Origin of the sequence: Streptomyces sp. NPDC021356 (genome assembly GCF_040641015.1) — a bacterium.
Classification (GTDB): Bacteria; Actinomycetota; Actinomycetes; order Streptomycetales; family Streptomycetaceae; genus Streptomyces.
Map to the genome: position 1 here is coordinate 165,094 of NZ_JBFACU010000018.1, position 22,934 is coordinate 188,027.

The following is a 22,934-nucleotide window of genomic DNA, read 5'->3' on the forward strand; positions in this document are numbered from 1 at the left end:
CCGGGAACGTGGGGTCGGTGCGGGGGCGGCCGGGTCCATCACGCGACCTCCGTCTTGACCTCGTGCTCGGCGGTGACCCGCCGGTAGACCTGTTCGGCGCCGTCTGCCACGCGCCGCCACGTGAAGCGGTGCAGCACGCGTTCGCGGCCCGCCGTTCCGTAGCGGCGGCGGGTGCGGTCGCTGCCGAGCAGGTCGCGTACGGCGGCGGCGACCGCGACCGGGTCGCCCTGGGGGACGAGCCGGCCGGTGCGCCGGTCGGCGACCGAGTCGCGGTGGCCGCCCACGTCGGTGGCGACGACGGGCACGGCGCAGGCCATCGCCTCCAGCGGCACGATCCCGAACGGCTCGTACGCCGGTGTGCACAGCACCAGGTCGGCGCTGCGCATCAGCGCGGGCATGCGGGCCGGGTCGACGGCGCCGAGCAGCCGCACCCGGTCGCCGACGCCTTCCTCGGCAGCCACGCCGAGGAGCCTGCGGGCCTCGGGGTCGGTGTGCAGCAGGGCGGGTGGCGGGCCGCCCGCGACGAGGAGTTCGGTGCCGGGGATCCGGGCGAGCGCGCGGATCGCCTGGTCGTATCCCTTGCGGCGGACGAGCCGGCCGCAGGAGAGCAGCCGGTGCCGGTGCGCGCGGGCTGGGGCGGGCGCGGTGGCGGGGTCCGCGGCGGGGTGGAAGTGGGCGGAGTCGACGCCGCAGGGGACGACGGAGACCTGGCGCGGGGAGATGCCCATGGCGGCGAGTTCGTGTACCTCGTCGGAGCAGGTGGCCAGGACCCGGTCGCAGGTGCGGCCGATCTGCCGTTCGATGCCGATGCGTTCGGCCGGGCTGGTGTCCTCGCGGCCCTGGTGCCGGCGCTTGACGGTGCCCAGCGCGTGGAAGGTCTGGACGACGGGGACGCCGTGCGGGCCCGCGCCGAGCAGGGAGGCCATGCCGGACATCCAGAAGTGGGCGTGCACGACGTCGGGCCGCTCACGGCGCCAGACGTGGGCCAGGTGGGCGCCGAAGGACGGCATGTGCGCGAACAGGGCGTCCTTGGGGAGGACTTCGGGCGGCCCGGCCGGTACGTGCTCGACGACGGCGCCGCCGGGCAGCGGCACCCGGTCGGGCAGGCCGGGGTCGTCGCGCCGGGTGTGGACGGTGACGTCGTGTCCGCGGCGCGCCAACTCCTCGCTGAGGCGAGCGACGTACACGTTCTGGCCACCGGCGTCGACCCCGCCGAGCGCGGCGAGCGGGCTCGCGTGCTCGGACACCATGGCGATCCTCATCGGGTGACCTCCTTCAGCAGCCGCTCCCAGTCGTCCAGGAAGCGGGTCAGTCCGTAGCGGGCGAGCGCGGCGGTGCGCGCCGCCTCGCCGGCCGCGCGGGCGTGCTGCGGGTCGGCGACGAAGTCCCGTACGGCGTCGGTCAGGACGTCGATCCGGTTGGAGACCACTCCGGCGCCGGGCGGCACCGCCTCGGTGACCTCGGTGGTGGCGAGGGCGACCACGGGCATGCCGAGGTGCATCGCCTCCAGCAGGGACAGGCCGAGGGAGGTCCAGCGGACGGGGTGGAGGTAGAGGCGGCGCCGGGCCATCTGCGTGTGCAGGTCGCGCTGGACGAGTTCGTGGGTGCGGCACCGGTCGGGTGGCAGGCCGAGGTGGGCGGCGAGGCCGTCGGTCCGCATGCCGTAGACGTCCAGGGGGGCGGCGTGCGCGAAGGCGGGGAGCAGGTCGGTGCCGGTGGTACGGCCGCGTCGGACGGGCTCGTTGACGACGACGGCCGCGTGCGGCACCTCGCCGGTCCACAGCGGGCCGGGGTCGACGATGCCGTGTTCGAGGACCGCGGTCTCCGCGTGGCCCGCGTCCCACATCAGCCGGTTGAAGTGGGTGACGTGGACGAGCGGGATGCCGGGGGGCAGGTCGGCGACGGGGTGCCGGGTGTCGGGCACGTCGCCGTCGGGGGCGTTGTGCTCCAGGTACACCATCGGCGGGGTGCGGCCGAGCAGGCGCCTCACGAGGCCGTACTCGTGCGGGCGCTGGAGGACCACGAGGTCGATGCCGGCGTCCCGCAGCCGCTCGGGGGGCAGTTCGACGACGGAGTCCGGCCAGTCGAAGGTGCGGGCGCGGCCGAGGCCGTCGGGGCCGCGGTCGGGGGTGACGGGGACGACGTAGGTGTGCGGGCCCTGGACGAACGCGGTGGTCCAGGAGCCGTGCACGTGCCAGATGAGGATCCTCACGTCTTCATCACCTTCTCCACGGCGGCGAGCACGTCGGTGGCGGTCACCGATTCCAGGCAGGGGTGGCCCGGCACCGGGCAGGTGCGGGCGCGGCTGCCGGCGCAGGGGGCGTTCTGGTCGCCGAGCAGCACGTACGGGACGCCGTAGGGGCGCCAGCGTCCGGCGGGCACGACGGGGGCGAACAGGGAAACGACGGGGGTGCCGACGGCGGCGGCGAGGTGGGCGGGGCCGGTGTTGCCGGTGACGACCGCGCGGGCCCGGGCCAGGACGCCGGACAGTTCGGGGACCGCGGTCCGGCCCCCGAGGTCGAGGCCGTGCCGGCCGGCCACGTGCGCGGTCAGGTCCTTCTCTCCCCCGCCTCCGGTGACGACCACGCGGTGCCCGGCGGCGGTGAGTTCCCGTACGGCCTCACCGCAGCGCTCGGGGCTCCAGGCGCGGGCGGGCACGCTCGCCCCCGGGTGCAGGACGACGTAGGGCCGCGGGCCGGTGAGGTGGGCGGTCGGGGGCGGTGGCAGCACGCGCAGCCGTCCGTCGTCGGTGCGCGGGAACCCGGCGGCCCCGGCGAGGTCGAGGGCGGCCTCGGCCTCGTGGGCGTGCGGGAGGCGGCGGTGGCGTACGTCGAGCAGGGAGCCCGGGTAGTCCACGCTGTCGGCGGCGATGTGCCGTACGCCGGCCAGCCGCAGCAGCAGTGCGGTGGGCAGCGGGGACTGGTGGAAGGAGGTGAGGACGAGCGCGGTGTCGGCGTCGATGGCGTCGAGGAGCTTGTCGATCTCGGCCCGGTCGACGGGCGGCGGCTCGAACCCGGCCCAGGGCGCGTCCCACACGAGGATGTCGTCGAGTCCGGGCAGCAGGCGTGCGGCGGGTTCGCCGCGCGGCCCGCACAGCAGGGTGACCCGCTCGGCCCGCGCGGCGACGGCTCGCACGGCGGGCCCGGCGAGCAGCACGTCGCCGAAGCTGTCGAGCCGGGTGACGAGCGCCTTCATCGCTGCCACCGCCCCGGCTCCGGGCGGGCACCGGCGTCCTCGCCCGCCGGGGCGCGGCAGGGGCTGTCCTGCCCGCGGGCCGGTGGGAGCGGGCCGCCGAGCAGGCAGCGGACGGCGGTCAGCAGGTCGGGGGCCACGTGGTCGGCGGCGGCCGTCTCCTCGGGGCGGGTGACGGGGGTGGGGACGAGGATGCCGCGGGCGCCGGCGCGGCGGGCGGCCTCCATGTCGCTGCCGATGTCGCCGACGACCACGATGTCGGCGGGGGCGGCGCACAGCCGTCCGGCCGCCCAAAGGATCAGGCCCGGTTCCGGCTTGCGGCAGCGGCAGCCGTCGTCGGGGCCGTGCGGGCAGACGGCCCACGCGTCGAAGGGGCCGAGGAGCGTGTCGACGCGCTCGTTGACGCGGCGGAGGTCGGCAGCGGTGATCAGGCCGCGGGCCACGCCGGACTGGTTGGTGACGACTCCGGTCGCCACGGAGTGCTCCCGCAGCAGCCGCACCGCCTCGCGGGCGCCCGGGAGCGGGCGGACCCGGTCGGGGTCGCCGTTGTAGGGGACGTCCTCGACGAGGGTGCCGTCGCGGTCGAACAGGACGGCGCGGACCGCGTTCACGGGGCCACCTCCTGCCAGGCGGGGGCGGAGCGGTGGCGCCAGCGTCCGCCGATCCAGTGCCAGGTGGCGGCGGGCGGGATGAGGACGCTGGTGACGGCCATGGTGGTCACCTCGTCCCGGGTGCGCGGTCCGGGCGCGATCCGGGTGCGGGCGAACTCGGCGGTGCCGGCCGCCCAGCCGAACGCGGCCAGCGCGGCGAGCCGGGGGCGCCCGGCCGTGGCGAGCGCGCAGGCGGCGGCGCCCGCGGCGGTGACGGCGAGGTGGGTGCGGATGCGCCCGCGCGGGGCGACCGCCCTGTGCCACCAGTCGGGCCCGTGCAGGCGCAGCATCAGCGCGTCGTCGGCGTTGCCGCGCTGGGCGCGCAGCGACACCCAGCGGTCGGCGGGGCGCACGGGGTGGCGGGTGGTGCGGCGGCCCTGGCGGATGCGCCAGCCGGCGTCGAGGACGCGCAGCGCGAGGTCGGCGTCCTCGCGGAAGGCGCGCCGGAAGCGTTCGTCGAAGCCGGCGACCTGCTTGAGCGCCTCGGTGCGGTACGCCATGTCGGCGGTGATCCAGCGGGCCCGTGCGAGGCCCGCGGTGTTGCGCTCCCAGTCGGTGGGGCGCCGCTCGCCGGGCAGGGGCACGGCGATGACGCCCTGGACGGCCGCGGTGTCACGGCTCGCCTCGGCGAGGTCCTCGGTGAGCTGGTCGCACCAGTGCGGGCCGACCTGGACGTCGTCGTCGAGGAAGGCGACCCAGGGGGCGGTGACGGCGCGCAGTCCGGTGTTGCGGGCGGCGGCCGGGCCGCGGCCGCCGCTGGTGAGCACGGCGGTGCGGGCCCGAAGGTCGCCCAGGACGGTCAACGCGTGCTCCAGGGCGCCGGGTTCGGGGTCGGGCCGGTCGTCGACGAGGACGATCTCCTCCGGTCGCGGCCCGTGGGCCGCGGCGAGCGCGGCCAGGCAGTCGGCCAGGGTGTCCCGGGCGAGCGTGGGGACGACCACGGCGTAGGAGACGCGGGCGGCGGTGTTCATGCGTACGCCCTTGTCCTGCGCACCGCGTACGGGCCGATGGCCAGCAGGTCGACGGGGGCCGAGCCGAAGCACTCCAGCGCGTCGCGCGGGTCGTCGACCATGGGCCGGCCGGCGGTGTTGAGACTGGTGTTGACGACGACGGGCAGTCCGGTACGGCGTTCGAAGCCGCGCAGCATCCGGGCGACCAGCGGCTCGTGCCGCTCGTCGACGGTCTGGATGCGGGCGGTGCCGTCGACGTGCACCACGGCGGGGATGCGGCCCCGCCAGTCGCGGTGGACGTCGTGCACGAAGAGCATGTACGGGCTGGGGAGCGGCCCTTGGAAGAGTTCGTGGGCGCGCTCGGCGAGGACCATCGGCGCGACCGGCCGGAACTCCTCGCGGCCCTTGACCCGGTTGAGCCGTTCCAGGTTCTCGGCGCGGCCGGGGTGGGCGAGCAGGGAGCGGTGGCCGAGGGCGCGGGGGCCGTACTCGCTGCGGCCCTGGAACCAGGCGACGACGCCGTCGCGGGCCAGTTCCTCCGCGACCGCCTCGGCGATGTCCTCGGGCCGCTCGTACGGTACGCCTGCCTCTTCCAGCCAGGCCCGCAGCTCCTCGTCGCTCCAGCCGCGGCCGAGGTCGGCGCCGGGCATCGGCGCGGGGGCGCCGCCCTCGCTCGCGGCCAGGTAGAGGGCGCCGCCGAGCGCGGTGCCGGCGTCACCGGCGGCGGGCTGCACCCATACGTGCCGGTACGGGCCGCGCGCGGCGATCTTGGAGTTGGCGACGCAGTTGAGGGCGACGCCGCCGGCCAGGGCGAGGGCGTCGCCGCCCGCCTCGCGGTGCAGCCAGTGCACGAGTTCGAGCAGGACCTCCTCCAGGGCGGCCTGGCCGCTGGCCGCGAGGTCGGCGTGGTCCTGGGTCCAGGGCTCGTCCTTCGCGCGCGGCGGTGCGAGCGTGCTCCAGTCGACGCCGTGGGCGCGGAAGCCGCCGTCGCCGGTGGCGTGGACGTACTGCCGCAACTGGGGCAGGAAGCGGGGTTTGCCGTAGGAGGCGAGGGCCATGACCTTGTACTCGTCGCTGCTGCGCAGGAAGCCGAGGTGGGCGGTGAGTTCCTCGTAGAGGAGGCCGAGGGAGTCGGGCAGGGACTGCGCGGCGAGCGTGTCGAGCTTGCCGTCGTGGAAGCGGCCCGCCAGGTGGGAGGCGGCCTCGCCACGGCCGTCCAGGACGAGGACGGCGCTGTCGGGGTGCGGGGAGGCGGGTCCGGCGGAGGCGGCGTGCGCGATGTGGTGCGGCACGAACACGACCTTGGCGGGGTCCAGGCCGGGCAGTGCCTCGGCGAGGAACTCGGGGGCGCGTCGCGCGTACTCCAGGCGCAGCGGGTCCCACGGGTCGGACAGGCCCAGGTCGGCGGCGGGCCGGGCGAGGGCCGGGTCGAAGGAGTAGGTGACGGCGTCCAGCTCGTCGGGGCGCAGCCCGGCGTGTTCGAGGCACCAGCGCGCGGAGAGTTCCGGCAGTTCCCACGCGGAGAACGGCACCGGGCGCTTGCCGTGCTTGCGGCGGCTGAAGCGCTCCTCCTCGCCGGCCGCGACCGTGCGGCCGTCGACCACGAGGGCGGCGGCGGGGTCGTGGAACAGGGCGTTGATTCCAAGGATGCGCATGAGGTGGGCTCCGTCCCGTTGCGGCGGGGACCTGCGTGCGGGGGCGAGTCTGGACCTATCGGACATTCCGGGCTTCTGGGTGCCGCGCCTCAGCTGTCTCAAACACCTGAAGACAACTGGCACCGGTGAGAGGGGTTGTGGTCGCCGAGACGTCAACGAATGGTCACGCTGCGTGAACACTCCTGGCCACGACCCCGCAGCCGGGTTCAGGACCCGGCTCTCGGAGGCTTCGGGAGGCGCTCCAGCGAGCCCGACCGCCCTCAGGCCGCCACAGCCGTCGTGAACCAGCCGATCGTGCGTTCCAGCCCCTCGCTCCAGGGGACGCGCGGCTGCCAGCCCAGGCGTTCGAGGGCCAGGCGGGTGTCGGGGCGGCGGCGGCCGGGGTCGTCGACGGGGCGGTCCACGAAGTCGATGCGGGAGGCGGAGCCGGTCAGCTCCACGATCCGGCGGGCCAGCTCCAGCATGGTGATCTCGTCGCCGCCGCCGACGTTCACCGGCCCCGGCTCGGCGGAGGCGGCCAGGGCGAGGATGCCGTCGACGGTGTCGTCGACGTAGCACAGCGACCGGGTCTGGCTGCCGTCGCCCGCGACCGTGAGCGGGGCGCCGTCCAGGGCCTGCGCGATGAACGTGGGGACCGCGCGGCCGTCGCCGGTGCGCATCCGGGGGCCGTAGGTGTTGAAGATGCGCACGATGGCGGCGTCGGTGGCGTGCACGGCGCGGTGCGCGGTGACCAGGGCCTCGGCGAAGCGCTTGGACTCGTCGTAGACGCTGCGCGGGCCGACCGGGTTGACGTTGCCCCAGTAGGTCTCGCGCTGCGGGTGTTCGAGCGGGTCGCCGTAGACCTCGGAGGTGGAGGCGAGCAGGAAGCGGGCACCGTCGGCGCGGGCGCGCTCCAGGGCGTTGCGGGTGCCGGTGCTGCCGACGTCGAGGGTCTCCAGGGGCAGCCTCAGGTAGTCGGCGGGCGAGGCGGGGCAGGCGAAGTGCAGGACCAGGTCGAAGCGGCCGGGCAGGCCGCGGACGGCGCCTGGGTCGGTGGCGTCGGCGCGGACGAAGCGGAATCCGCGCCGCCGCTCCAGTTCCGCCACGTTGGCGTGGGTGCCGGTGGCCAGGTTGTCCAGGCAGACGACGCCCGTGCCGGCGTCGAGCAGCCGGGCGCACAGATGGGATCCGACGAAGCCGGCCCCGCCGGTCACCAGGGCCCGGCGCCAGTCGCGTCCGCTCACGGGGCTCTCCTCCCTCTCGCCTTCACTCACGTGTCGGCTTGAGTAACCCCGGGACGGAACGGCACACATCGCCTCGATCAGGGCCGATCGCCCGTGAATCCCGACGGACCGCAACCGATCGCACGTGCGACGATCACCTATTCGACCCCGCTATACACCGTGTACATACGCCCTATGTAAAGTCCCCCGCATGCCTTCCTTGACCAAGAAGACCAGGAAAAACGGGAGAACGGGGAGTGCCGGTACCCGGTTCCGCGCGATCGCCGCACTGGCCGCCGCCGCCGGCCTGACGGTGGCCCTGAGCGGCTGCACGAAGGTCGACGCGACCAGCCCGAGTTCCGCGCGGACGCAGGCCGCCGCGGGCGCGCCGGGCCGGTTCGGTTCGGTCGACTGCCGTCAGGCCAAGTGCATCGCGCTGACGTTCGACGCCGGGCCGAGCGAGAACTCCGCGCGGCTGCTGGACATCCTGAAGGAGAAGAAGGTGCCCGCCACCTTCTTCCTGCTCGGGGCGCGGCACATCGACAAGTACCCGGAGCTGGTCAAGCGGATGGCGGCCGAGGGCCACGAGGTGGCCAGCCACACCTGGGACCACAAGATCCTCACCAAGATATCCGAGGCCCAGATACGCGAGGAGCTGCAGCGCCCCAACGACGCGATCGAGCGGCTGATCGGGCACAAGCCGACGCTCATGCGCCCGCCGCAGGGCCGCACCAACGACACCGTGCAGCGGATCTCCAAGGAGATGGGCATGTCGGAGGTGCTGTGGAGCGTCACGGCGAAGGACTACACGACGACCGACTCCGCGCTGATCGAGAAGCGCGTCCTCGACCAGGCCTCCCGTGACGGGATCATCCTGCTGCACGACATCTACGACGGCACCGTGCCCGCCGTGCCCGGCATCATCGACGCGCTGAAGGAGCGGGGGTACGTGTTCGTCACCGTGCCGCAGCTGCTGGCACCCGGCAAGCCGGTGCCGGGCAAGGTGTACCGGCCCTAGCAGGACCACCGCCGTCCGGCCCGGCCCGCTGTGCACCAGGCGGGCCGCGTCCCGTCAGGCCCCGTCGTCCGGCGTGAGCGGGCGCCGGAAGCTCAGGCCCGGCCGGCCCTTGATCGTCACCTCGCCCTCCTCGGTGAACCCGTTGCGGGCGAGCACGGTCCTGGACGCCAGGTTGTCGCGGGTGGTGATCGCGGCGAGCGCACGCAGGCCGTACGTCCCGGCGGCCAGCCGGCACACCTCCCGCACGGCGGCCGTCGCGACACCCCGGCCCGCGGCGCGCTCCCCGATCCGGTAGCCCAGCTCGGCCGACCCGTCGGCGACGTCGACGAGGTTCACCCGGCCCAGCAGGGTGCCCTGTTCGTCCAGGACCAGGTGGAAGTGGCAGACACCGGACTCCTGTTCGGCGAGCAGGGCGCGGTGGCGTTGCGCGAACCCCGTGAAATACGCGTCCCCGCGGTCCGTGATGAAGCGCGCGAAGTAACTCCGGTTCTCCCGCTCGAAGGCGAGCACCGCCTCGGCGTGATCGGGCCGCAGCCGCTCCAGCGTCACCATGACCGCAGCATACGGCCACCCGGGTGAGACAGGAACGAACACCTGGTCATGCGGCCCGCGTTGTCTACGATCGTGACGTGGTCACCTTCAGCCTGGAACGCACGCCGCCGCTCGCCCCCGACGAGGCCTGGCGGCGGCTCACCCGGTGGCCCCGGCACGCCGGCGCGGTCCCGCTGACCCGCGTCACCGTGCTCACCCCCGCGCCCACCCGCGTGGGCACCCGCTTCGTGGCCCGCACGGGAGTGGGCCCGCTGCGCTTCGACGACCCGATGGAGGTGACCCTCTGGCGTCCGCCCGCCGACGGCGAGCCGGGCCTGTGCCGACTGGAGAAACGGGGCCGGACGGTCCTGGGCTGGGCCGAGATCGAGGTGCGGCCGGGTCCCGGTGGCCGCGCGCGAGTGCGCTGGCGGGAGGAGCTGCGGGTACGCTTCCTGCCCGCCGCCTTCGACCCGCTCCTGCACCGCACGGCGCGGGCGATGTTCGGCCGCGCCGTGAACAGGCTGCTGCGGCAGCCGTGACGGCGGGACGCGGCAGGCAGCAGGCAGCAGGCAGCAGGCAGCAGGCAGCAGGCAGCAGGCAGCAGGCAGCAGGCAGCAGGCAGCAGGCAGCAGGCAGCAGGCAGCAGAAGGTGGCAGGCAGGCGGCAGGCGAGTCCAGGGCGGTACAGGGTGGCCCTGAGAACCGGTCAGGACAGGATCTCGACGTACCCGTCGCTTCCGTGCACGCGGATCCGCTGCCCGTCCCGGATCAGCCGGGTGGCCCGCTCCACGCCCACGACGGCCGGCAGTCCGTACTCCCGGGCGATCACCGCGCCGTGCGTCATCAGACCGCCCACCTCGGTGACCAGGCCCGCGATCGCGACGAACAGCGGCGACCAGCTGGGGTCCGTGGCGGTGGTGACCAGGATGTCGCCCGCTTCGAGATCGGCCTGCGCCATGTCGAGGACGACGCGGGCCCTGCCCTCCACGGTCCCGGCGGAGACCGCCAGGCCGGTCAGGGCCCCGTCCGGTACGTCGTCGCGCCGGTACGAGCCGGTGAGGGCCTCGCCGTCGGAGGTGAGCACCCGGGGCGGTGTGAGCGCCTGGTAGGACCGGAACGCCTCCTTGCGCTGCCGGATGAGCGCGTCGTCCACGTGGTTCGAGCGTACGACCTCGTGGAGTTCGTGGAACGTGAGGTGGAAGATGTCCTCCTTCTCGCGCAGCACGCCGGCCCCGACGAGGCGATCGGCCTCCTTCAGCAGGGCCTGCTTGTAGAGGAAGTAGCGGCTGACGATGCCGTACTTCGGGTACTCCCGGTACCCGATGAAGGTCCTGACCCGGTCGATCATCCGCTTGGTCTCGTCGGCCTTGCGGTCCCCGTCCGGCAGGGCCCGCAAGCGGGACAGCACGTCCTGTTCCATCTGCCGCGCCCTGTGCCGCCCTTGCTCGAAGCGCCGCTCGGCGGCGCCCGGCCCGAAGTTCCTGACGTTGTCGAGGATCACGGGCACGAGCGCGGTGGGCCGCTCGCGCCAGCGCGGCCGGGTGATGTCGATCTCGCCGACGCAGCGCATGCCGTACCGGTCGAGGTAGGCCTCGATGGCGTCGCGTGCTTCGCTCCCGCCCGGGAGCTTCGCCAGCTCCTCCAGGAAGCCCTCGTCCTCGACGCCCTCCAGGTACGCCACCACCTGTGGCCACGGGCGGATCACGTCCGCCACGTCGAGCAGCGCGAGGCCCATCTTTGAGGTGATGTTGCCGGGGGCGGACAGGGTCAGCGTGTCAGCCGCGTTCTTCTCCCCCAGCCACTCCCGCAGCTTGTCGTTGAGCCACCAGGTGGCCTCCATCCCCGCCATGATCGCCTGCATGCTCAGCGGGTCACCGAGGACTCGCTTGTGCTCCTGGAAGGCCTCCAGCAGGAAGTCGAACAGCGCGGGCCCGGTCTTCGTCCGGATGTCGCGCTCCAGGGCCGCGATGGACGCCTGGCTGCGCTCGATCAGCTCGGTGACGACGGCCGGATCGGTCTCGATCGGGGCGGGTCCGCCGCTCTTCGGCGGCCCGGCGGGAGCCGCGTCCGGGAGTGCGGGGACGAAGCCCTCGCGGTCGAGGACGGTCTCCAGCGCGTCCCGCATCAGCGGATCGCCCTTGCCCATGATGTCCAGGAGGCCGGCGCGGCTCGCGGACGAGGCCAGGCGCCGGGTGACGTCGACGAACAGCCGCCCGCCGGCCGTGGGCATCGGCACCATGGCCGTCAGCTGCCACACGGAGATCCCCAGGGGCTTCATGGGGTCGGTCATCATCTGCTGGTGCCCGACGGAGACGTAGACGTGGTTCTCCTGGTCGTCGGTCTCGGGAATGGGGAAGAGCGTCGTGATCGGCCGGCTCTGGACGATCCGGAAGCCGTCGTCGGCCAGACACCATTCGATGTCCTGCGGGCGGCCGAAGTGCGCCTCGATCCGCCGCCCGAGCCGCACGAGCCGCACGACCTGCGCGTCCGTCAGCGCCGGCTGCTCCTGCTGCCGCGCGTCGACGGCCACTTCCCGCGTACCGCCTCCCGGCAGGGCCCGCACGGCACGCTGCTTGGCGGCGACCGCCCTGGAGACGACCTCGCCGTCGCGCACCTTGAAGACGTCCGGGTTCACCAGGCCGGAGACCAGGGCCTCGCCGAGGCCGAAGCCGGCGTCCACGGTGGCGACCTTGCGGTTGCCGGTGACGGGGTCGGCCGTGAACAGGATGCCGGCCGCGTGCGGGAAGACCATCCGCTGCACGACCACGGCCATGTGGACCGTGCGGTGGTCGATGCCGTTGCGCCGGCGGTAGATGACGGCCCGCTCGGTGAACAGCGAGGCCCAGCACCGGCTGACGTGCCGCAGGATCGCCGCCGGTCCCACGACGTTCAGGTACGTGTCCTGCTGGCCGGCGAAGGAGGCCGTCGGCAGGTCCTCCGCCGTCGCGCTCGACCGGACCGCGCAGGCGGCCCCCTCGCCGAGCCGGGCGAGCGCGCGGGTGATCGCCGCCGCGAGATCGTCAGGGACGGCGGTCTCCTCGATGGCCTGACGGATCTGCGCACTGAGCGCGCGGATCGCCACCAGGTCGTCCGCCTCCACGCGCGACAACTGCTCGAGCCGGTCGTCGATCGACGGCACTTCGGCCATGATCCGCCGGAAGGCGTCCGTCGTCACGCAGAAGCCGTCCGGCACGCGGACGTCTTCGATCCGCGACAGCCCGCCCAGGTGCGCGCCCTTGCCGCCGACGACCGCGATCCGTGTCTCGTCGACGTCCTGAAGGTCCAACACGTACTGCACGTACTGCTCGGTCACCGTGGCATCTCCGGGGTCGGGTACGTCCTCGGCCGCCGATTCTGCGCCACGACGGGGGCCTTGCCGCAAGGCCCCCCTTGCGCTATACGTTGAGATGGGTGAGGGGTGACCTGGCGCGCGCGGCTCGCGTGCGCTTGAGTGGGATCATGTACGTCATCGTGTTCCGATACCAGGCACCGCTGGAGACCATCGACTCCCTCAGGGAGGCCCACTACACCCACCCCGAGGGGATTTTCGCGCGCGGCCTGGCCCGGCTGGCCGGCCCGCTGGAGCCCCGTACGGGCGGGCTGGTCCTGGCGGAGGGCTCGCAGGCGGAGGTGGAGGCCGCCGTCGCGGCGGACCCGTTCGTCACCAGTGGCGCCGCCACCGCGGAGATCCTCCGCTTCCGCCCGACGTGGCAGCGGAGCGAAAGCCCTGCCGCCGGCTGACCGGCCCGCCTGCGTTCAGGCCACCGACCCGATCCGCCGTGCCGGCACCGACGCCGGGTCGTGGTGGATCGGGGTGTGAGCGCCCGTCAGAGAGGCACCGCTGCCACCGCGGCGGGCCGCGACGATCTCCGCGGCGATGGACAGGGCCGTCTCCTGCGGGGTGCGGGCGCCGAGGTCCAGGCCGATGGGCGACCTGAGCCGGGCCAATTCGAGTTCGGTGACGCCGACTTCGCGCAGGCGCTCGTTGCGGTCGAGGTGGGTGCGGCGCGAGCCCATCGCGCCGACGTACGCCACCGGCAGCCGCAGCGCCCGCTCGAGCAGGGGCACGTCGAACTTGGCGTCGTGGGTGAGGACGCACAGCACGGTGCGGCCGTCGACGTCGGTGTTCTCCAGGTAGGTGTGCGGCCACTCGACGACGATCTCGTCGGCGTCGGGGAAGCGGGCCCGGGTGGCGAAGACCGGGCGGGCGTCGCAGACGGTCACCCGGTAGCCGAGGAACTTGCCCGTGCGCACCAGCGCGGAGGCGAAGTCGATCGCGCCGAAGACGATCATGCGGGGCGGCGGTACGGAGGACTCGACGAGGACGGTGAGCGGGGCGCCGCAGCGCGAGCCCTGCTCACCGATCTCCAGGGTGCCGGTGCGACCGGCGTCCAGGAACGCGGCCGCCTCGGCGGCCACCGTGCGGTCCAGTTCGGGGTGGGCGCCGAAGCCGCCCTCCCAGGAGCCGTCCGGGCGGACCAGCAGGGGCCGGCCGAGGAGTTCGGCCGGGCCGGTGACGATCCGCGCGACCGCCGCCGCCTCCCCACGGGCGGCGGCGGCCAGCGCGGCCGCGAACACCGGCCGGGCCGGACCGTCGGCCCGTACCGGTGTGACCAGGATGTCGATGACGCCGCCGCAGGTCAGGCCCACGGCGAAGGCGTCCTCGTCGCTGTACCCGAAGCGCTCCAGGACGCTCTCGCCGTCCTGGAGGGCCTGCTCGCACAGGGCGTAGACCGCGCCCTCCACACAGCCGCCGGAGACCGAGCCGATCGCCGTGCCGTCGGCGTCCACCGCGAGGGCGGCGCCGGGCTGGCGCGGGGCGCTGCCGCCGACGGCCACGACGGTGGCGACGGCGAAGGTGCGGCCCTGCTCGACCCACCGGCTCAGTTCCTCGGCGATGTCCAGCATCTGTCGGTCTCCTTAAGGCGGTTGTGTGAAGGGCGCACGGCTCGGTCAGTGGACGCCGAGCCAGCCCTCGATCGGGTTGAGGGCGAAGTACACGAGGAAGACGGCCGTCAGGACCCACATGAAGGCCCCGATCTCCCGGGCCTTGCCCTGGGCGACCTTGATGATCGTGTACGAGACCACGCCGGCGGCGACACCGGGCGTGATGGAGTACGTGAACGGCATGATGACCACGGTCAGGAAGACCGGGATCGCGGTGGCGCGGTCGCCCCAGTCGACGTGCCGCGCGTTCATCATCATCATCGCGCCGATGACCACCAGGGCCGCGGAGGCGACCTCGGAGGGGACGATCGCGGTGATCGGGGTGAAGAACAGGCAGGCGGCGAAGAACAGGCCGGTGATGACGGAGGAGAAGCCCGTGCGGGCGCCCTCCCCCACGCCGGTTGCGGACTCGACGAACACGGACTGGCCGGAGCCGCCCGCGACACCGCCGATGACGCCGCCGGCGCCGTCGATGAACAGGGCCTTGGACAGGCCGGGCATCCGGCCCTTGTCGTCGGCGAGGTTGGCCTCGGTGCCGACGCCGATGATGGTCGCCATGGCGTCGAAGAAGCCGGCGAGGACCAGCGTGAAGACGATCACGGTGATCGTCATGACGCCGACGTCGCCCCAGCCCCCGAAGGACACGTGCCCGAAGAGTGAGAAGTCGGGCATCGACACGGGGCTGCCGTGGAGTTCGGGGGCGCCGTTCACCCACTGCTTGGCGTCGATGACGCCGGTCGCGTTCAGGATCGCCGCGACGACGGTGCCGCCGACGATGCCGATGAGGATGGCACCGGGGACGTTGCGGGCCTGCAGCGCGAAGATCAGCAGCAGGGTGGCCGCGAAGAGGAGCACCGGCCAGCCGGACAGCGCACCGCCGGGCCCGAGGACGACGGGGCCGCCGCCGGGTGACGGGTTGCGGCCGACGAACCCGGCCTTCACCAGGCCGATGAAGGCGATGAACAGGCCGATGCCCATGGTGATGCCGTGCTTGAGCGGCAACGGGATCGCGTTCATGATCATCTCACGCAGGCCGGTGACGACCAGCAGCATGATCACGACACCGTAGGCCACACACATGCCCATGGCCTGCGGCCACGTCATGTTGGGCGCCACCTGTGTGGAGATGACCCCGGACACGGACAGGCCCGCCGCGAGCGCCAGCGGCACCTTGCCGACGAAGCCCATGAGCAGGGTCGTGAACGCCGCGCCGAGCGCGGTCGCGGTGATCAGGGCCTTCTGGCCCAGGGTGTCGCCGGCGACGTCCTTGCCGGAGAGGATGACGGGGTTGAGCAGCAGGATGTACGCCATCGCCATGAAGGTGGTGACGCCACCGCGCACTTCACGCGCGATCGTCGATCCCCGCTGGGATATGTGGAAGTACCGGTCGAGCCAGGACCGTCCCGCCGGGACGCGGCTGCCCGCGCCCGCGTCTTCGGCGGCGGTTCTGGGCTCCACTGACTGCTGGGTCATGGGGCCAACTCCCAAGGTTCATAGGTGCACCCGCGAATGCCCTCTCTGGGCACGGGATTTGGGAATGGACGGCCCGGGGGACGGCCCGAGACGAACCTCGTTGCTGGTACTTCAAGGACCGCGAGCGGAGCGGATCTCGAAGAGATGGGGGGAGTGCTCCGGGCGGCGCGGAAGTGTGACGTTCCGGTGCGCCGCCCGGAGGGTCTGCCGGATCTCCTGTCCGGGCCGGCCGGAACCCGTGGGCCCGGCCGGTCCGTCGGGGAGTCCTACGCCTTGCCGGTGAGGTGCTCCGGCCGTACCGGCGTGCGGGGGAGTTCCAGCCCGGTCGCGTTCCGGATCGCCGCGAGGACGGCCGGGGTGGACGACAGGGTGGGGGCCTCGCCGATGCCGCGCAGCCCGTACGGGGCGTGCTCGTCGGCGAGTTCGAGCACGTCGACCGGGATGGTCGGCGTGTCGAGGATGGTGGGGAGCAGGTAGTCCGTGAAGGAGGGGTTCCTGACCTTCGCCGTCTTGGGGTCGACGATGATCTCCTCCATGATGGCGATGCCCAGGCCCTGGGTGGTGCCGCCCTGGATCTGCCCGATGACGGAGAGCGGGTTGAGCGCCTTGCCGACGTCCTGCGCGCAGGCCAGTTCGACGACCTTCACCAGACCGAGTTCGGTGTCGACCTCGACGACGGCGCGGTGCGCGGCGAAGGAGTACTGGACGTGGCCGTTGCCCTGTCCGGTGCGCAGGTCGAAGGCCTCGGTCGGCCGGTGGCGCCACTCCGCCTCGATCTCCACGACCTCGCCCTCCAGGACGTCCACCAGGTCGGCGAGGACCTCGCCGCCGTCAGTGACGACCTTGCCGCCCTCCAGCAGGAGTTCGGCGGTGGCCCACGCGGGGTGGTAGGAGCCGAACTTGCGCCGGCCGATCTCCAGGACCTGCTCGCGCACGAGTTCGCAGGAGTTCTTGACGGCGCCGCCGGTGACGTACGTCTGCCGGGAGGCCGAGGTCGAACCCGCCGAGCCGACCTGGGTGTCGGCCGGGTGGATGGTCACCTGGGTGACGCCCAGTTCGGTGCGGGCGATCTGGGCGTGCACGGTGACACCGCCCTGGCCGACCTCCGCCATGGCCGTGTGCACGGTGGCGACCGGCTCACCGGCGACGACCTCCATGCGCACCTTGGCGGTGGAGTAGTCGTCGAAGCCCTCGGAGAAGCCGACGTTCTTGATGCCGACGGCGTAGCCGACACCGCGCACGACGCCCTCGCCGTGGGTGGTGTTGGACAGGCCGCCGGGCAGCTGCCGTACGTCCGAGCCCTCGCTGGACTCCCACTGGCGCTCGGGCGGCAGCGGCATCGCCTTGACGCGGCGCAGCAGTTCGGCGACCGGGGCCGGGGAGTCGACCGGCTGCCCGGTCGGCATGATCGTGCCCTGCTCCATGGCGTTGAGCCGGCGGAACTCCACCCGGTCCATGCCCACCTTGTCGGCGAGCTTGTCCATCTGCGCCTCGTAGGCGAAGCACGCCTGGACCGCGCCGAAGCCGCGCATGGCGCCGCAGGGCGGGTTGTTGCTGTAGAGGGCGAGGGCCTCGATGTCCACGTCGTCGATGACGTACGGTCCCGCCGACAGCGACGCGGCGTTGCCGACGACCGCCGGGGAGGCGGAGGCGTAGGCGCCGCCGTCCAGGACGATCCGGCACTTCATATGGGTGAGCTTGCCGTCCTTGGTGGCGCCGTGCTCGTAGTGCAGCCGGGCCGGATGGCGGTGGACGTGCCCGAAGAAGGACTCGAACCGGTTGTAGACGATCTTGACGGGCTTGCCGGTGCGCAACGCCAGCAGGCAGGCGTGGATCTGCATCGACAGGTCCTCGCGGCCGCCGAACGCGCCGCCGACGCCGGCCAGCGTCATGCGCACCTTGTCCTCGGGCAGGCCGAGGACGGGCGCGATCTGGCGCAGGTCGGAGTGGAGCCACTGGGTGGCGATGTAGAGGTGGACGCCGCCGTCCTCCTCGGGCACGGCGAGGCCGGACTCGGGGCCGAGGAAGGCCTGGTCCTGCATGCCGAAGTAGTAGTCGCCCTCGACGACGAAGTCGGCCTTCCTGGCGGCCTCGTCGGCGTTTCCGCGGATGATCGGCTGACGGTGGACGATGTTGGGGTGCGGGACGTGCCCCGAGTGGTGGTCGTCGCGGTGCTCGTGGACGAGGACGGCGTCGGGGGCGGTCGCGGAGGCCTCGTCGGTGATGACGGGCAGCTCCTTGTACTCCACCTTGATCTTCGCGGCGGCGCGGCGCGCGGTCTCCGGGTGGTCCGCGGCGACGATGGCGACCGGCTCGCCGTGGTGGCGTACCTTGCCGTGGGCGAGGACGGGGGTGTCCTGGATCTCCAGGCCGTAGTGCTTCATCTCGGCGGGCAGGTCGTCGTACGTCATCACGGCGTACACGCCCGCCATGGCGAGGGCCTCGGAGGTGTCGATCGACACGATCTCGGCGTGCGCGACGGTGGAGCGCAGGATCTGGCCCCAGAGCATGTCCTCGTGCCACATGTCGGACGAGTACGCGAACTCACCGGTGACCTTGAGGGTGCCGTCGGGGCGGAGCGTGGACTCCCCGATGCCGCCCTTGGTCCGGTAGCCCTGGGTGATTTTGGTGGGTGCGCCGTTGGCCGTGGTCATGGTCAGACCCCCTCGGACTGCCGGGCGGCCGCGAGGCGGACCGCGTCCATGATCTTCTCGTAGCCCGTGCAGCGGCACAGGTTGCCCGACAGGGCCTCGCGGATGTCCGCGTCGGTCGGGTTGGGGTTGCGCTCCAGCATCTCGTCGGCGGCGACCAGCAGCCCCGGGGTGCAGAAGCCGCACTGGACGGCGCCGGCGTCGATGAACGCCTGCTGCACCGGGGAGAGTTCGGTGCCCTCGCCGGTCTGCGAGTCGGTGCCCTCGGCCCGCCACCGCTTGGCGCCGTCGAGCGTCGTACCGAAGGCGGCGGAGCCGTCGGCCGAGCCGCAGGCGCCGCTCGCGCAGCCGCCCTCGGCGCGCTGCCGGGCGAAGTCGGCCAGTCCCTCGACGGTCACGACGTCGCGGCCCTCGACCTGTCCGGCGGCGACCAGGCAGGAACACACCGGCACGCCGTCCAGGCGCACGGTGCAGGAGCCGCACTCGCCCTGCTCGCAGGCGTTCTTGGAGCCGGGCAGGCCCATGCGCTCGCGCAGGACGTAGAGGAGGGACTCGCCCTCCCAGACGTCGTCGGCCTCCTGCGGGCGTCCGTTGACGGTGAAGTTGACGCGCATCACGCAGCTCCCTCGGTGGTGCGGCGGGTGCCGCGGTACGACTCCCAGGTCCAGGTCAGGGTCCGGCGGGCCATCACACCGACCGCGTGGCGGCGGTAGCTCGCGGTGCCCCGGACGTCGTCGATCGGGTTGCAGGCGGCCGAGCACAGCTCGGCGAACTGCTTGGCGACCGACGGGGCGATGATCTTCCCGTTGTCCCAGAAGCCGCCCTCTTCGAGGGCCGCGTTCAGGAACTCCTCGGCCGCCTGGGCGCGGACCGGGGTGGGGGCGGCCGAACCGATGCCGGTGCGGACCGTGCGGGTCTCGGGGTGCAGCGCGAGACCGAAGGCGCACACCGCGATGACCATCGCGTTGCGGGTGCCGACCTTCGAGTACTGCTGCGGGCCGTCGGCCTTCTTGATGTGCACGGCCCGGATCAGCTCGTCCGGGGCGAGCGCGTTGCGCTTGACGCCGGTGTAGAACTCGTCGATCGGGATGCGGCGGGTGCCGCGCACCGACTCCGCCTCCACCTCGGCGCCCGCGGCGAGCAGGGCGGGGTGGGCGTCACCGGCAGGAGAGGCCGTGCCGAGGTTGCCGCCGACGCCGCCGCGGTTGCGGATCTGCGGGGAGGCGACCGTGTGCGAGGCGAGCGCCAGGCCGGGCAGCTCGGCACGGAGACTGTCCATGATCTTGGAGTAGGGGACCGAGGCGCCCAGCCGCACGCTCTCCTCGCCGACCTCCCACTCGTAGAGGTCGCCGACGCGGTTGAGGTCGAGGAGGTACTCGGGCCGGCGGTGGTCGAAGTTGATCTCGACCATCACATCGGTGCCACCCGCAATCGGCACAGCGGTGGGGTGCTCGGCCTTCGCGGCGAGCGCCTCCTCCCAGCTGGCGGGGCGAAGGAAGTCCATGACCGGCTCTCTTCTTCGTCTCGGAGGGTCGTACAGATTGAGCCAATCCGTGTGCGGCGGGGGCAGGCTCGTTCATGTGCTGTTCACGTGGAGTGGAGTCAGTACACAACCGAGTACTCCGGCGGGGTCAGTCACCGAAACCATGAAGGGTTTGGCTGGCCGCGGCACCCATCTTGTAGATTCGTATGAACGGAGGCCACCGTCCACCTCTTCGCTTCCCCCGGGAAACAGAGGTCACGGCCCTGCGGGGCCCCGCGGTCGGCCCGGGTGCCGACCGGCCGACGGGCCGGGCCCCTCACCGAACGGGATCGGCCCCTCACCACAAGATTCATCATAGATTTCGAGACAAGAGAACGGCGGCGACGAGACATGCGGCTGCGCGCACTGCTGGACACCGATGCGCTGGGCCTGAAGCTGCTCGGCGGCGAGGACGAGCTGGACCGCACCGTCCGGGGCGTCATGACCACCGACCTGCGTGATCCGAGCCGCTACCTCGCCGGCGGCGAGCTGGTGCTGACCGGTCTGGCCTGGCGCCGGGACGCCGCCGACGCCGAGCCGTTCGTACGGATCCTCGTGCAGGCCGGGGTCGCCGCGCTGGCCGCGGGCGAGGCCGAGCTGGGCGCCGTGCCCGAGGACCTGGTGGTGGCCTGCGCCCGGCACCGGCTGCCCCTGTTCGCGGTGAACGAGTCGGTGGCGTTCGCGACGATCACCGAGCACGTGGTGCGCCAGGTGTCCGGCGAGCGCGCCGGCGACCTGGCGGCCGTGGTGGACCGGCACCGCCGGATGATGACGTCCGGCCCGGCGGGCGGCGGCCCGGACGTGGTCCTGGACCTGCTCGGCTCCGACCTCGACCTGCGTGCCTGGCTGCTCTCCCCCACCGGCCGGCTGATCGCCGGGCCCGAGGTGGACGGCCCGGCGCTGCCGGCCGGGGTGTGCGGGCGGCTGGCCGCCGAGCACCTGGCGGCCAGCCGGACCGGCCGGCGCGGCCCGCACCGGGTCACGCTGGAGGGGACGACGTACTCGCTCTTCCCCATCCGCAGCGGCGGCCGCACCCCGCAGGCCGCGCGGGACGTGCGCCAGACGGTGCTGTCGGACTGGCTGCTGGCGGTCGAGGCGGACGCGGGCGACTGGGCCGAGGAGCGGCTCGACCTGCTGCACGGGGTCACCCAGCTGATCGCGGTCGAGCGGGACCGGCGGGACGCGGCGCGCACGGTGCGCAGGCGGCTCGCCCAGGAGGTGCTGGAGCTGGTGCAGACCGGCGCGCCGCCCGCCGAGATCGCCGCACGCCTGCGGGTCGCGGCGCCCGTGCTGCTGCCCGGCCTCGGCTCGGCCCCGCACTGGCAGGTGGTCGTGGCGCGCGTCGAGTGGGACGCCGGGCCGGTGGAGAACGGCCCGGTCGCCCAGTCGCTGCTGGAGGAGATCCTGGCGGTCCCGGTCGGCGGTTCGTCGGGCCGGGCGTACCCGCAGACCGGCAACGAGCCCTCGGACCGCATAGCCGTCGCGCACTCCGGCGGCGAGGCGATCGCCCTGGTGCCGCTCCCGGCCGTCTCCACCGACCCCGACGGCCCCGAGGCCGGGATCCTCGCCGACGCGCTCCTGCGCTCCGTGCACGACCCGCTGGCGGCCGGTCTGGACGGCGACGGCCGGGTGACCCTCGGGGTCAGTGCGGCCGTGCACTCGGCGGAGGGGCTGCGCGGGGCGCTGGAGGAGGCGCGGCACGCCCGGCGGGTCGCGGCGGCCCGCCCCGGCCGGGTCTGCGCGGCCGGCCACCAGGAGCTGGCCTCGCACGTGCTGCTGCTCCCCTTCGTCCCGGACGACGTGCGCCGGGCCTTCACCGCGCGGCTGCTGGACCCGCTGCGGGACTACGACCGCCGGCACCGCGCCGAGCTGATCCCCACGCTGGAGGCCTTCCTCGACTGCGACGGCTCCTGGACGCGCTGCGCGACCCGGCTCCACCTGCACGTCAACACGCTGCGCTACCGGGTCGGGCGGATCGAGCAGTTGACGGGACGTGACCTGTCACGCCTGGAGGACAAGCTGGACTTCTTCCTGGCCCTGCGCATGAGCTGAGGCCGGCGGGGACGAGGACGGCGCAGCGGGGGGCCGGCCGCCGTCCCACGACTTTGTGAAATCTTTCACCCGCCCCCTTGGCCGGGCCGCCGGATTCGTGCTGAGATGCCGCCACCACTCAAGGCTCGAAGGCGTGCTCGGGGAGGGCAACGTGGCGCATACCGCCATGTCTGGTAACGGAACGACCGCTGGTGACGATCCACTCCAGACCGCGGTATGGCGGCTGCGCTCACGCGCGTGCTGGGCCGACGCGGCGGCACTGCTGCCGGCGGTCACCGCCGCCGCCGCGCTCCAGCGCACCGCGCTGCTGGTGGAACGGTGCCTGTACACCGAGGCGGGCTGGGAGGAGGCCGAGGACGCGCTGCGCACCGCGGAGGCGCTGGCCCACTCCGACGAGGAGCGCGGCGCCGCCGCTTGTGAACGCGGGTACTTGGCCTACTCGGCGACCCTGCACGGCGTACGGGACCGGGCGGACGAGGCGCGCTCGGCGCTGGGCCGGGCCGCCGCGCTGATCGAGCCGGGCGGGCCGGGGCGGCCCCTGCTGGACTTCCGGCGCGGGCTGATCGCGGAGAACCTGACCCGTTCGGCGCAGGCCGCGCGCGCCGCCTACCGCCGCGCCCACGCGGGCGCCACCGCCCGTCACGACCCGCTGCTGCTGTCGTCCACCTGGCGCCACCTGGCCGGACTCGCCCTTCGGGAGGGCGAGTTGGCGGAGGCGCGGCACGGCTTCGCCGAGTCGTTGCGGATCCGCGAGGAGCTGGGCTACCTCGTCGGCACGGCCCCCGCCCTGGTGTCCCTGGCAGACACCGAGGAAGAACCGGAGGCCTCCCGCCTGCGCGAGGAGGCCCGCCGCCTGTTCCGCCTCCTCGGCGGCGTCCCCACCTGGCTCACCCGCCAGCTGGCGCCGCCGGGTGCGGCCACGGCGTGAGCCCCGCGGCACCGGACCGGCGGGCGGCGGCGGGGCCGGGAGGTGCGAGCGGCGCGGTGCGCGCCGACGCGGGGGGTGCCTCTATGTCTTTCGTCAAGCGAGGCGTGGGGTTCTGGGTTCGTAGAAGGTGCCGTCGCGGAGCATCGCGAACAGCACGTTGATCC

The 22,934-nt window shown here is 73.4% G+C and carries 19 protein-coding genes; 5 read left to right on the plus strand and 14 right to left on the minus strand.

The window, feature by feature from the left end; genetic code table 11:
• Positions 1-38: 38 nt before the first annotated feature.
• The 7 genes from AB0G56_RS24740 to AB0G56_RS24770 form a co-directional block, all read right to left on the minus strand.
• Positions 39-1,262, minus strand: a complete 1,224-nt coding sequence (locus AB0G56_RS24740; protein ID WP_360972807.1) for a glycosyltransferase — start codon at positions 1,260-1,262, stop codon at positions 39-41.
• A complete protein-coding gene (locus AB0G56_RS24745; RefSeq protein ID WP_360972809.1) occupies positions 1,259-2,212 on the minus strand; it encodes a glycosyltransferase in 954 nt (317 codons plus the stop codon). Before AB0G56_RS24745 ends, AB0G56_RS24740 begins: the two co-directional genes overlap by 4 nt.
• Entirely contained in the window at positions 2,209-3,195 is a 987-nt protein-coding gene (locus AB0G56_RS24750; protein WP_360972856.1) for a glycosyltransferase family 9 protein, read from the minus strand. Before AB0G56_RS24750 ends, AB0G56_RS24745 begins: the two co-directional genes overlap by 4 nt.
• Entirely contained in the window at positions 3,192-3,803 is a 612-nt protein-coding gene (locus tag AB0G56_RS24755; protein ID WP_360972811.1) for an HAD family hydrolase, read from the minus strand. Before AB0G56_RS24755 ends, AB0G56_RS24750 begins: the two co-directional genes overlap by 4 nt.
• Positions 3,800-4,813 carry a glycosyltransferase gene (locus AB0G56_RS24760; protein ID WP_360972813.1) on the minus strand — a complete coding sequence of 338 codons (1,014 nt, stop codon included), beginning with the start codon at positions 4,811-4,813 and terminating at the stop codon, positions 3,800-3,802. Before AB0G56_RS24760 ends, AB0G56_RS24755 begins: the two co-directional genes overlap by 4 nt.
• Entirely contained in the window at positions 4,810-6,447 is a 1,638-nt protein-coding gene (locus AB0G56_RS24765; protein WP_360972815.1) for a carbamoyltransferase C-terminal domain-containing protein, read from the minus strand. The genes AB0G56_RS24760 and AB0G56_RS24765 overlap by 4 nt, the downstream gene beginning before the upstream one ends.
• A gap of 260 nt (positions 6,448-6,707) precedes the next feature.
• Entirely contained in the window at positions 6,708-7,670 is a 963-nt protein-coding gene (locus tag AB0G56_RS24770) for an NAD-dependent epimerase/dehydratase family protein (RefSeq protein ID WP_360972817.1), read from the minus strand.
• A gap of 190 nt (positions 7,671-7,860) precedes the next feature.
• On the opposite strand from AB0G56_RS24770, the gene AB0G56_RS24775 reads away from it, so the two are divergent.
• Positions 7,861-8,667, plus strand: coding sequence for a polysaccharide deacetylase family protein (locus tag AB0G56_RS24775; protein ID WP_360972819.1), 807 nt, complete (start codon positions 7,861-7,863; stop codon positions 8,665-8,667).
• A 54-nt stretch (positions 8,668-8,721) separates the two neighbouring features.
• On the opposite strand, the gene AB0G56_RS24780 is transcribed toward AB0G56_RS24775, so the two are convergent.
• Positions 8,722-9,219, minus strand: a complete 498-nt coding sequence (locus AB0G56_RS24780) for a GNAT family N-acetyltransferase (RefSeq protein WP_360972821.1) — start codon at positions 9,217-9,219, stop codon at positions 8,722-8,724.
• Positions 9,220-9,296: 77 nt separating this feature from the next.
• Between AB0G56_RS24780 and AB0G56_RS24785 the strand changes: the two genes are divergently transcribed.
• Positions 9,297-9,737, plus strand: a complete 441-nt coding sequence (locus AB0G56_RS24785) for an SRPBCC family protein (protein ID WP_360972823.1) — start codon at positions 9,297-9,299, stop codon at positions 9,735-9,737.
• Positions 9,738-9,903: 166 nt separating this feature from the next.
• On the opposite strand, the gene rph is transcribed toward AB0G56_RS24785, so the two are convergent.
• Positions 9,904-12,510, minus strand: a complete 2,607-nt coding sequence (gene rph, locus AB0G56_RS24790) for a rifamycin-inactivating phosphotransferase (RefSeq protein ID WP_360972825.1) — start codon at positions 12,508-12,510, stop codon at positions 9,904-9,906.
• Positions 12,511-12,656: 146 nt separating this feature from the next.
• Between rph and AB0G56_RS24795 the strand changes: the two genes are divergently transcribed.
• Positions 12,657-12,938: a YciI family protein gene (locus AB0G56_RS24795; RefSeq protein WP_360972827.1), complete on the plus strand. Its 282-nt coding sequence runs from the start codon at positions 12,657-12,659 to the stop codon at positions 12,936-12,938.
• Between the two features lie 15 nt (positions 12,939-12,953).
• On the opposite strand, the gene AB0G56_RS24800 is transcribed toward AB0G56_RS24795, so the two are convergent.
• From AB0G56_RS24800 to AB0G56_RS24820, 5 genes are all read right to left on the minus strand, one after another.
• Positions 12,954-14,105 (minus strand): XdhC/CoxI family protein, encoded by a 1,152-nt coding sequence (locus AB0G56_RS24800; protein ID WP_360972829.1) that lies wholly within the window; start codon positions 14,103-14,105, stop codon positions 12,954-12,956.
• Positions 14,106-14,150: 45 nt separating this feature from the next.
• Positions 14,151-15,617, minus strand: coding sequence for an NCS2 family permease (locus tag AB0G56_RS24805; protein WP_360972831.1), 1,467 nt, complete (start codon positions 15,615-15,617; stop codon positions 14,151-14,153).
• Between the two features lie 266 nt (positions 15,618-15,883).
• Complete coding sequence (locus AB0G56_RS24810; RefSeq protein ID WP_360972833.1) at positions 15,884-18,271, minus strand: molybdopterin cofactor-binding domain-containing protein; 2,388 nt, start codon at positions 18,269-18,271, stop codon at positions 15,884-15,886.
• A gap of 2 nt (positions 18,272-18,273) precedes the next feature.
• A complete protein-coding gene (locus AB0G56_RS24815) occupies positions 18,274-18,882 on the minus strand; it encodes a (2Fe-2S)-binding protein (protein ID WP_360972835.1) in 609 nt (202 codons plus the stop codon).
• Positions 18,882-19,772 (minus strand): xanthine dehydrogenase family protein subunit M, encoded by an 891-nt coding sequence (locus AB0G56_RS24820; RefSeq protein WP_360972836.1) that lies wholly within the window; start codon positions 19,770-19,772, stop codon positions 18,882-18,884. Before AB0G56_RS24820 ends, AB0G56_RS24815 begins: the two co-directional genes overlap by 1 nt.
• Positions 19,773-20,141: 369 nt before the next feature.
• On the opposite strand from AB0G56_RS24820, the gene AB0G56_RS24825 reads away from it, so the two are divergent.
• Complete coding sequence (locus tag AB0G56_RS24825; RefSeq protein WP_360972838.1) at positions 20,142-21,842, plus strand: PucR family transcriptional regulator ligand-binding domain-containing protein; 1,701 nt, start codon at positions 20,142-20,144, stop codon at positions 21,840-21,842.
• A gap of 166 nt (positions 21,843-22,008) precedes the next feature.
• Positions 22,009-22,770, plus strand: a complete 762-nt coding sequence (locus tag AB0G56_RS24830) for a hypothetical protein (RefSeq protein ID WP_360972840.1) — start codon at positions 22,009-22,011, stop codon at positions 22,768-22,770.
• Positions 22,771-22,934 lie beyond the last annotated feature (164 nt).

Bases quoted from the DNA above. Each gene is read 5' to 3' on its own strand.
- AB0G56_RS24740 (WP_360972807.1), bottom strand. From the start codon at position 1,262: ATGAGGATCGCCATGGTGTCCGAGCACGCGAGCCCGCTCGCCGCGCTC.
- AB0G56_RS24750 (WP_360972856.1), bottom strand. From the start codon at position 3,195: ATGAAGGCGCTCGTCACCCGGCTCGACAGCTTCGGCGACGTGCTGCTC.
- AB0G56_RS24760 (WP_360972813.1), bottom strand. From the start codon at position 4,813: ATGAACACCGCCGCCCGCGTCTCCTACGCCGTGGTCGTCCCCACGCTC.
- AB0G56_RS24765 (WP_360972815.1), bottom strand. From the start codon at position 6,447: ATGCGCATCCTTGGAATCAACGCCCTGTTCCACGACCCCGCCGCCGCC.
- AB0G56_RS24775 (WP_360972819.1), top strand. From the start codon at position 7,861: ATGCCTTCCTTGACCAAGAAGACCAGGAAAAACGGGAGAACGGGGAGT.
- AB0G56_RS24780 (WP_360972821.1), bottom strand. From the start codon at position 9,219: ATGGTGACGCTGGAGCGGCTGCGGCCCGATCACGCCGAGGCGGTGCTC.
- AB0G56_RS24795 (WP_360972827.1), top strand. From the start codon at position 12,657: ATGTACGTCATCGTGTTCCGATACCAGGCACCGCTGGAGACCATCGAC.
- AB0G56_RS24800 (WP_360972829.1), bottom strand. From the start codon at position 14,105: ATGCTGGACATCGCCGAGGAACTGAGCCGGTGGGTCGAGCAGGGCCGC.
- AB0G56_RS24805 (WP_360972831.1), bottom strand. From the start codon at position 15,617: ATGACCCAGCAGTCAGTGGAGCCCAGAACCGCCGCCGAAGACGCGGGC.
- AB0G56_RS24810 (WP_360972833.1), bottom strand. From the start codon at position 18,271: ATGACCACGGCCAACGGCGCACCCACCAAAATCACCCAGGGCTACCGG.
- AB0G56_RS24815 (WP_360972835.1), bottom strand. From the start codon at position 18,882: ATGCGCGTCAACTTCACCGTCAACGGACGCCCGCAGGAGGCCGACGAC.
- AB0G56_RS24820 (WP_360972836.1), bottom strand. From the start codon at position 19,772: ATGGACTTCCTTCGCCCCGCCAGCTGGGAGGAGGCGCTCGCCGCGAAG.
- AB0G56_RS24825 (WP_360972838.1), top strand. From the start codon at position 20,142: ATGCGGCTGCGCGCACTGCTGGACACCGATGCGCTGGGCCTGAAGCTG.
- AB0G56_RS24830 (WP_360972840.1), top strand. From the start codon at position 22,009: ATGTCTGGTAACGGAACGACCGCTGGTGACGATCCACTCCAGACCGCG.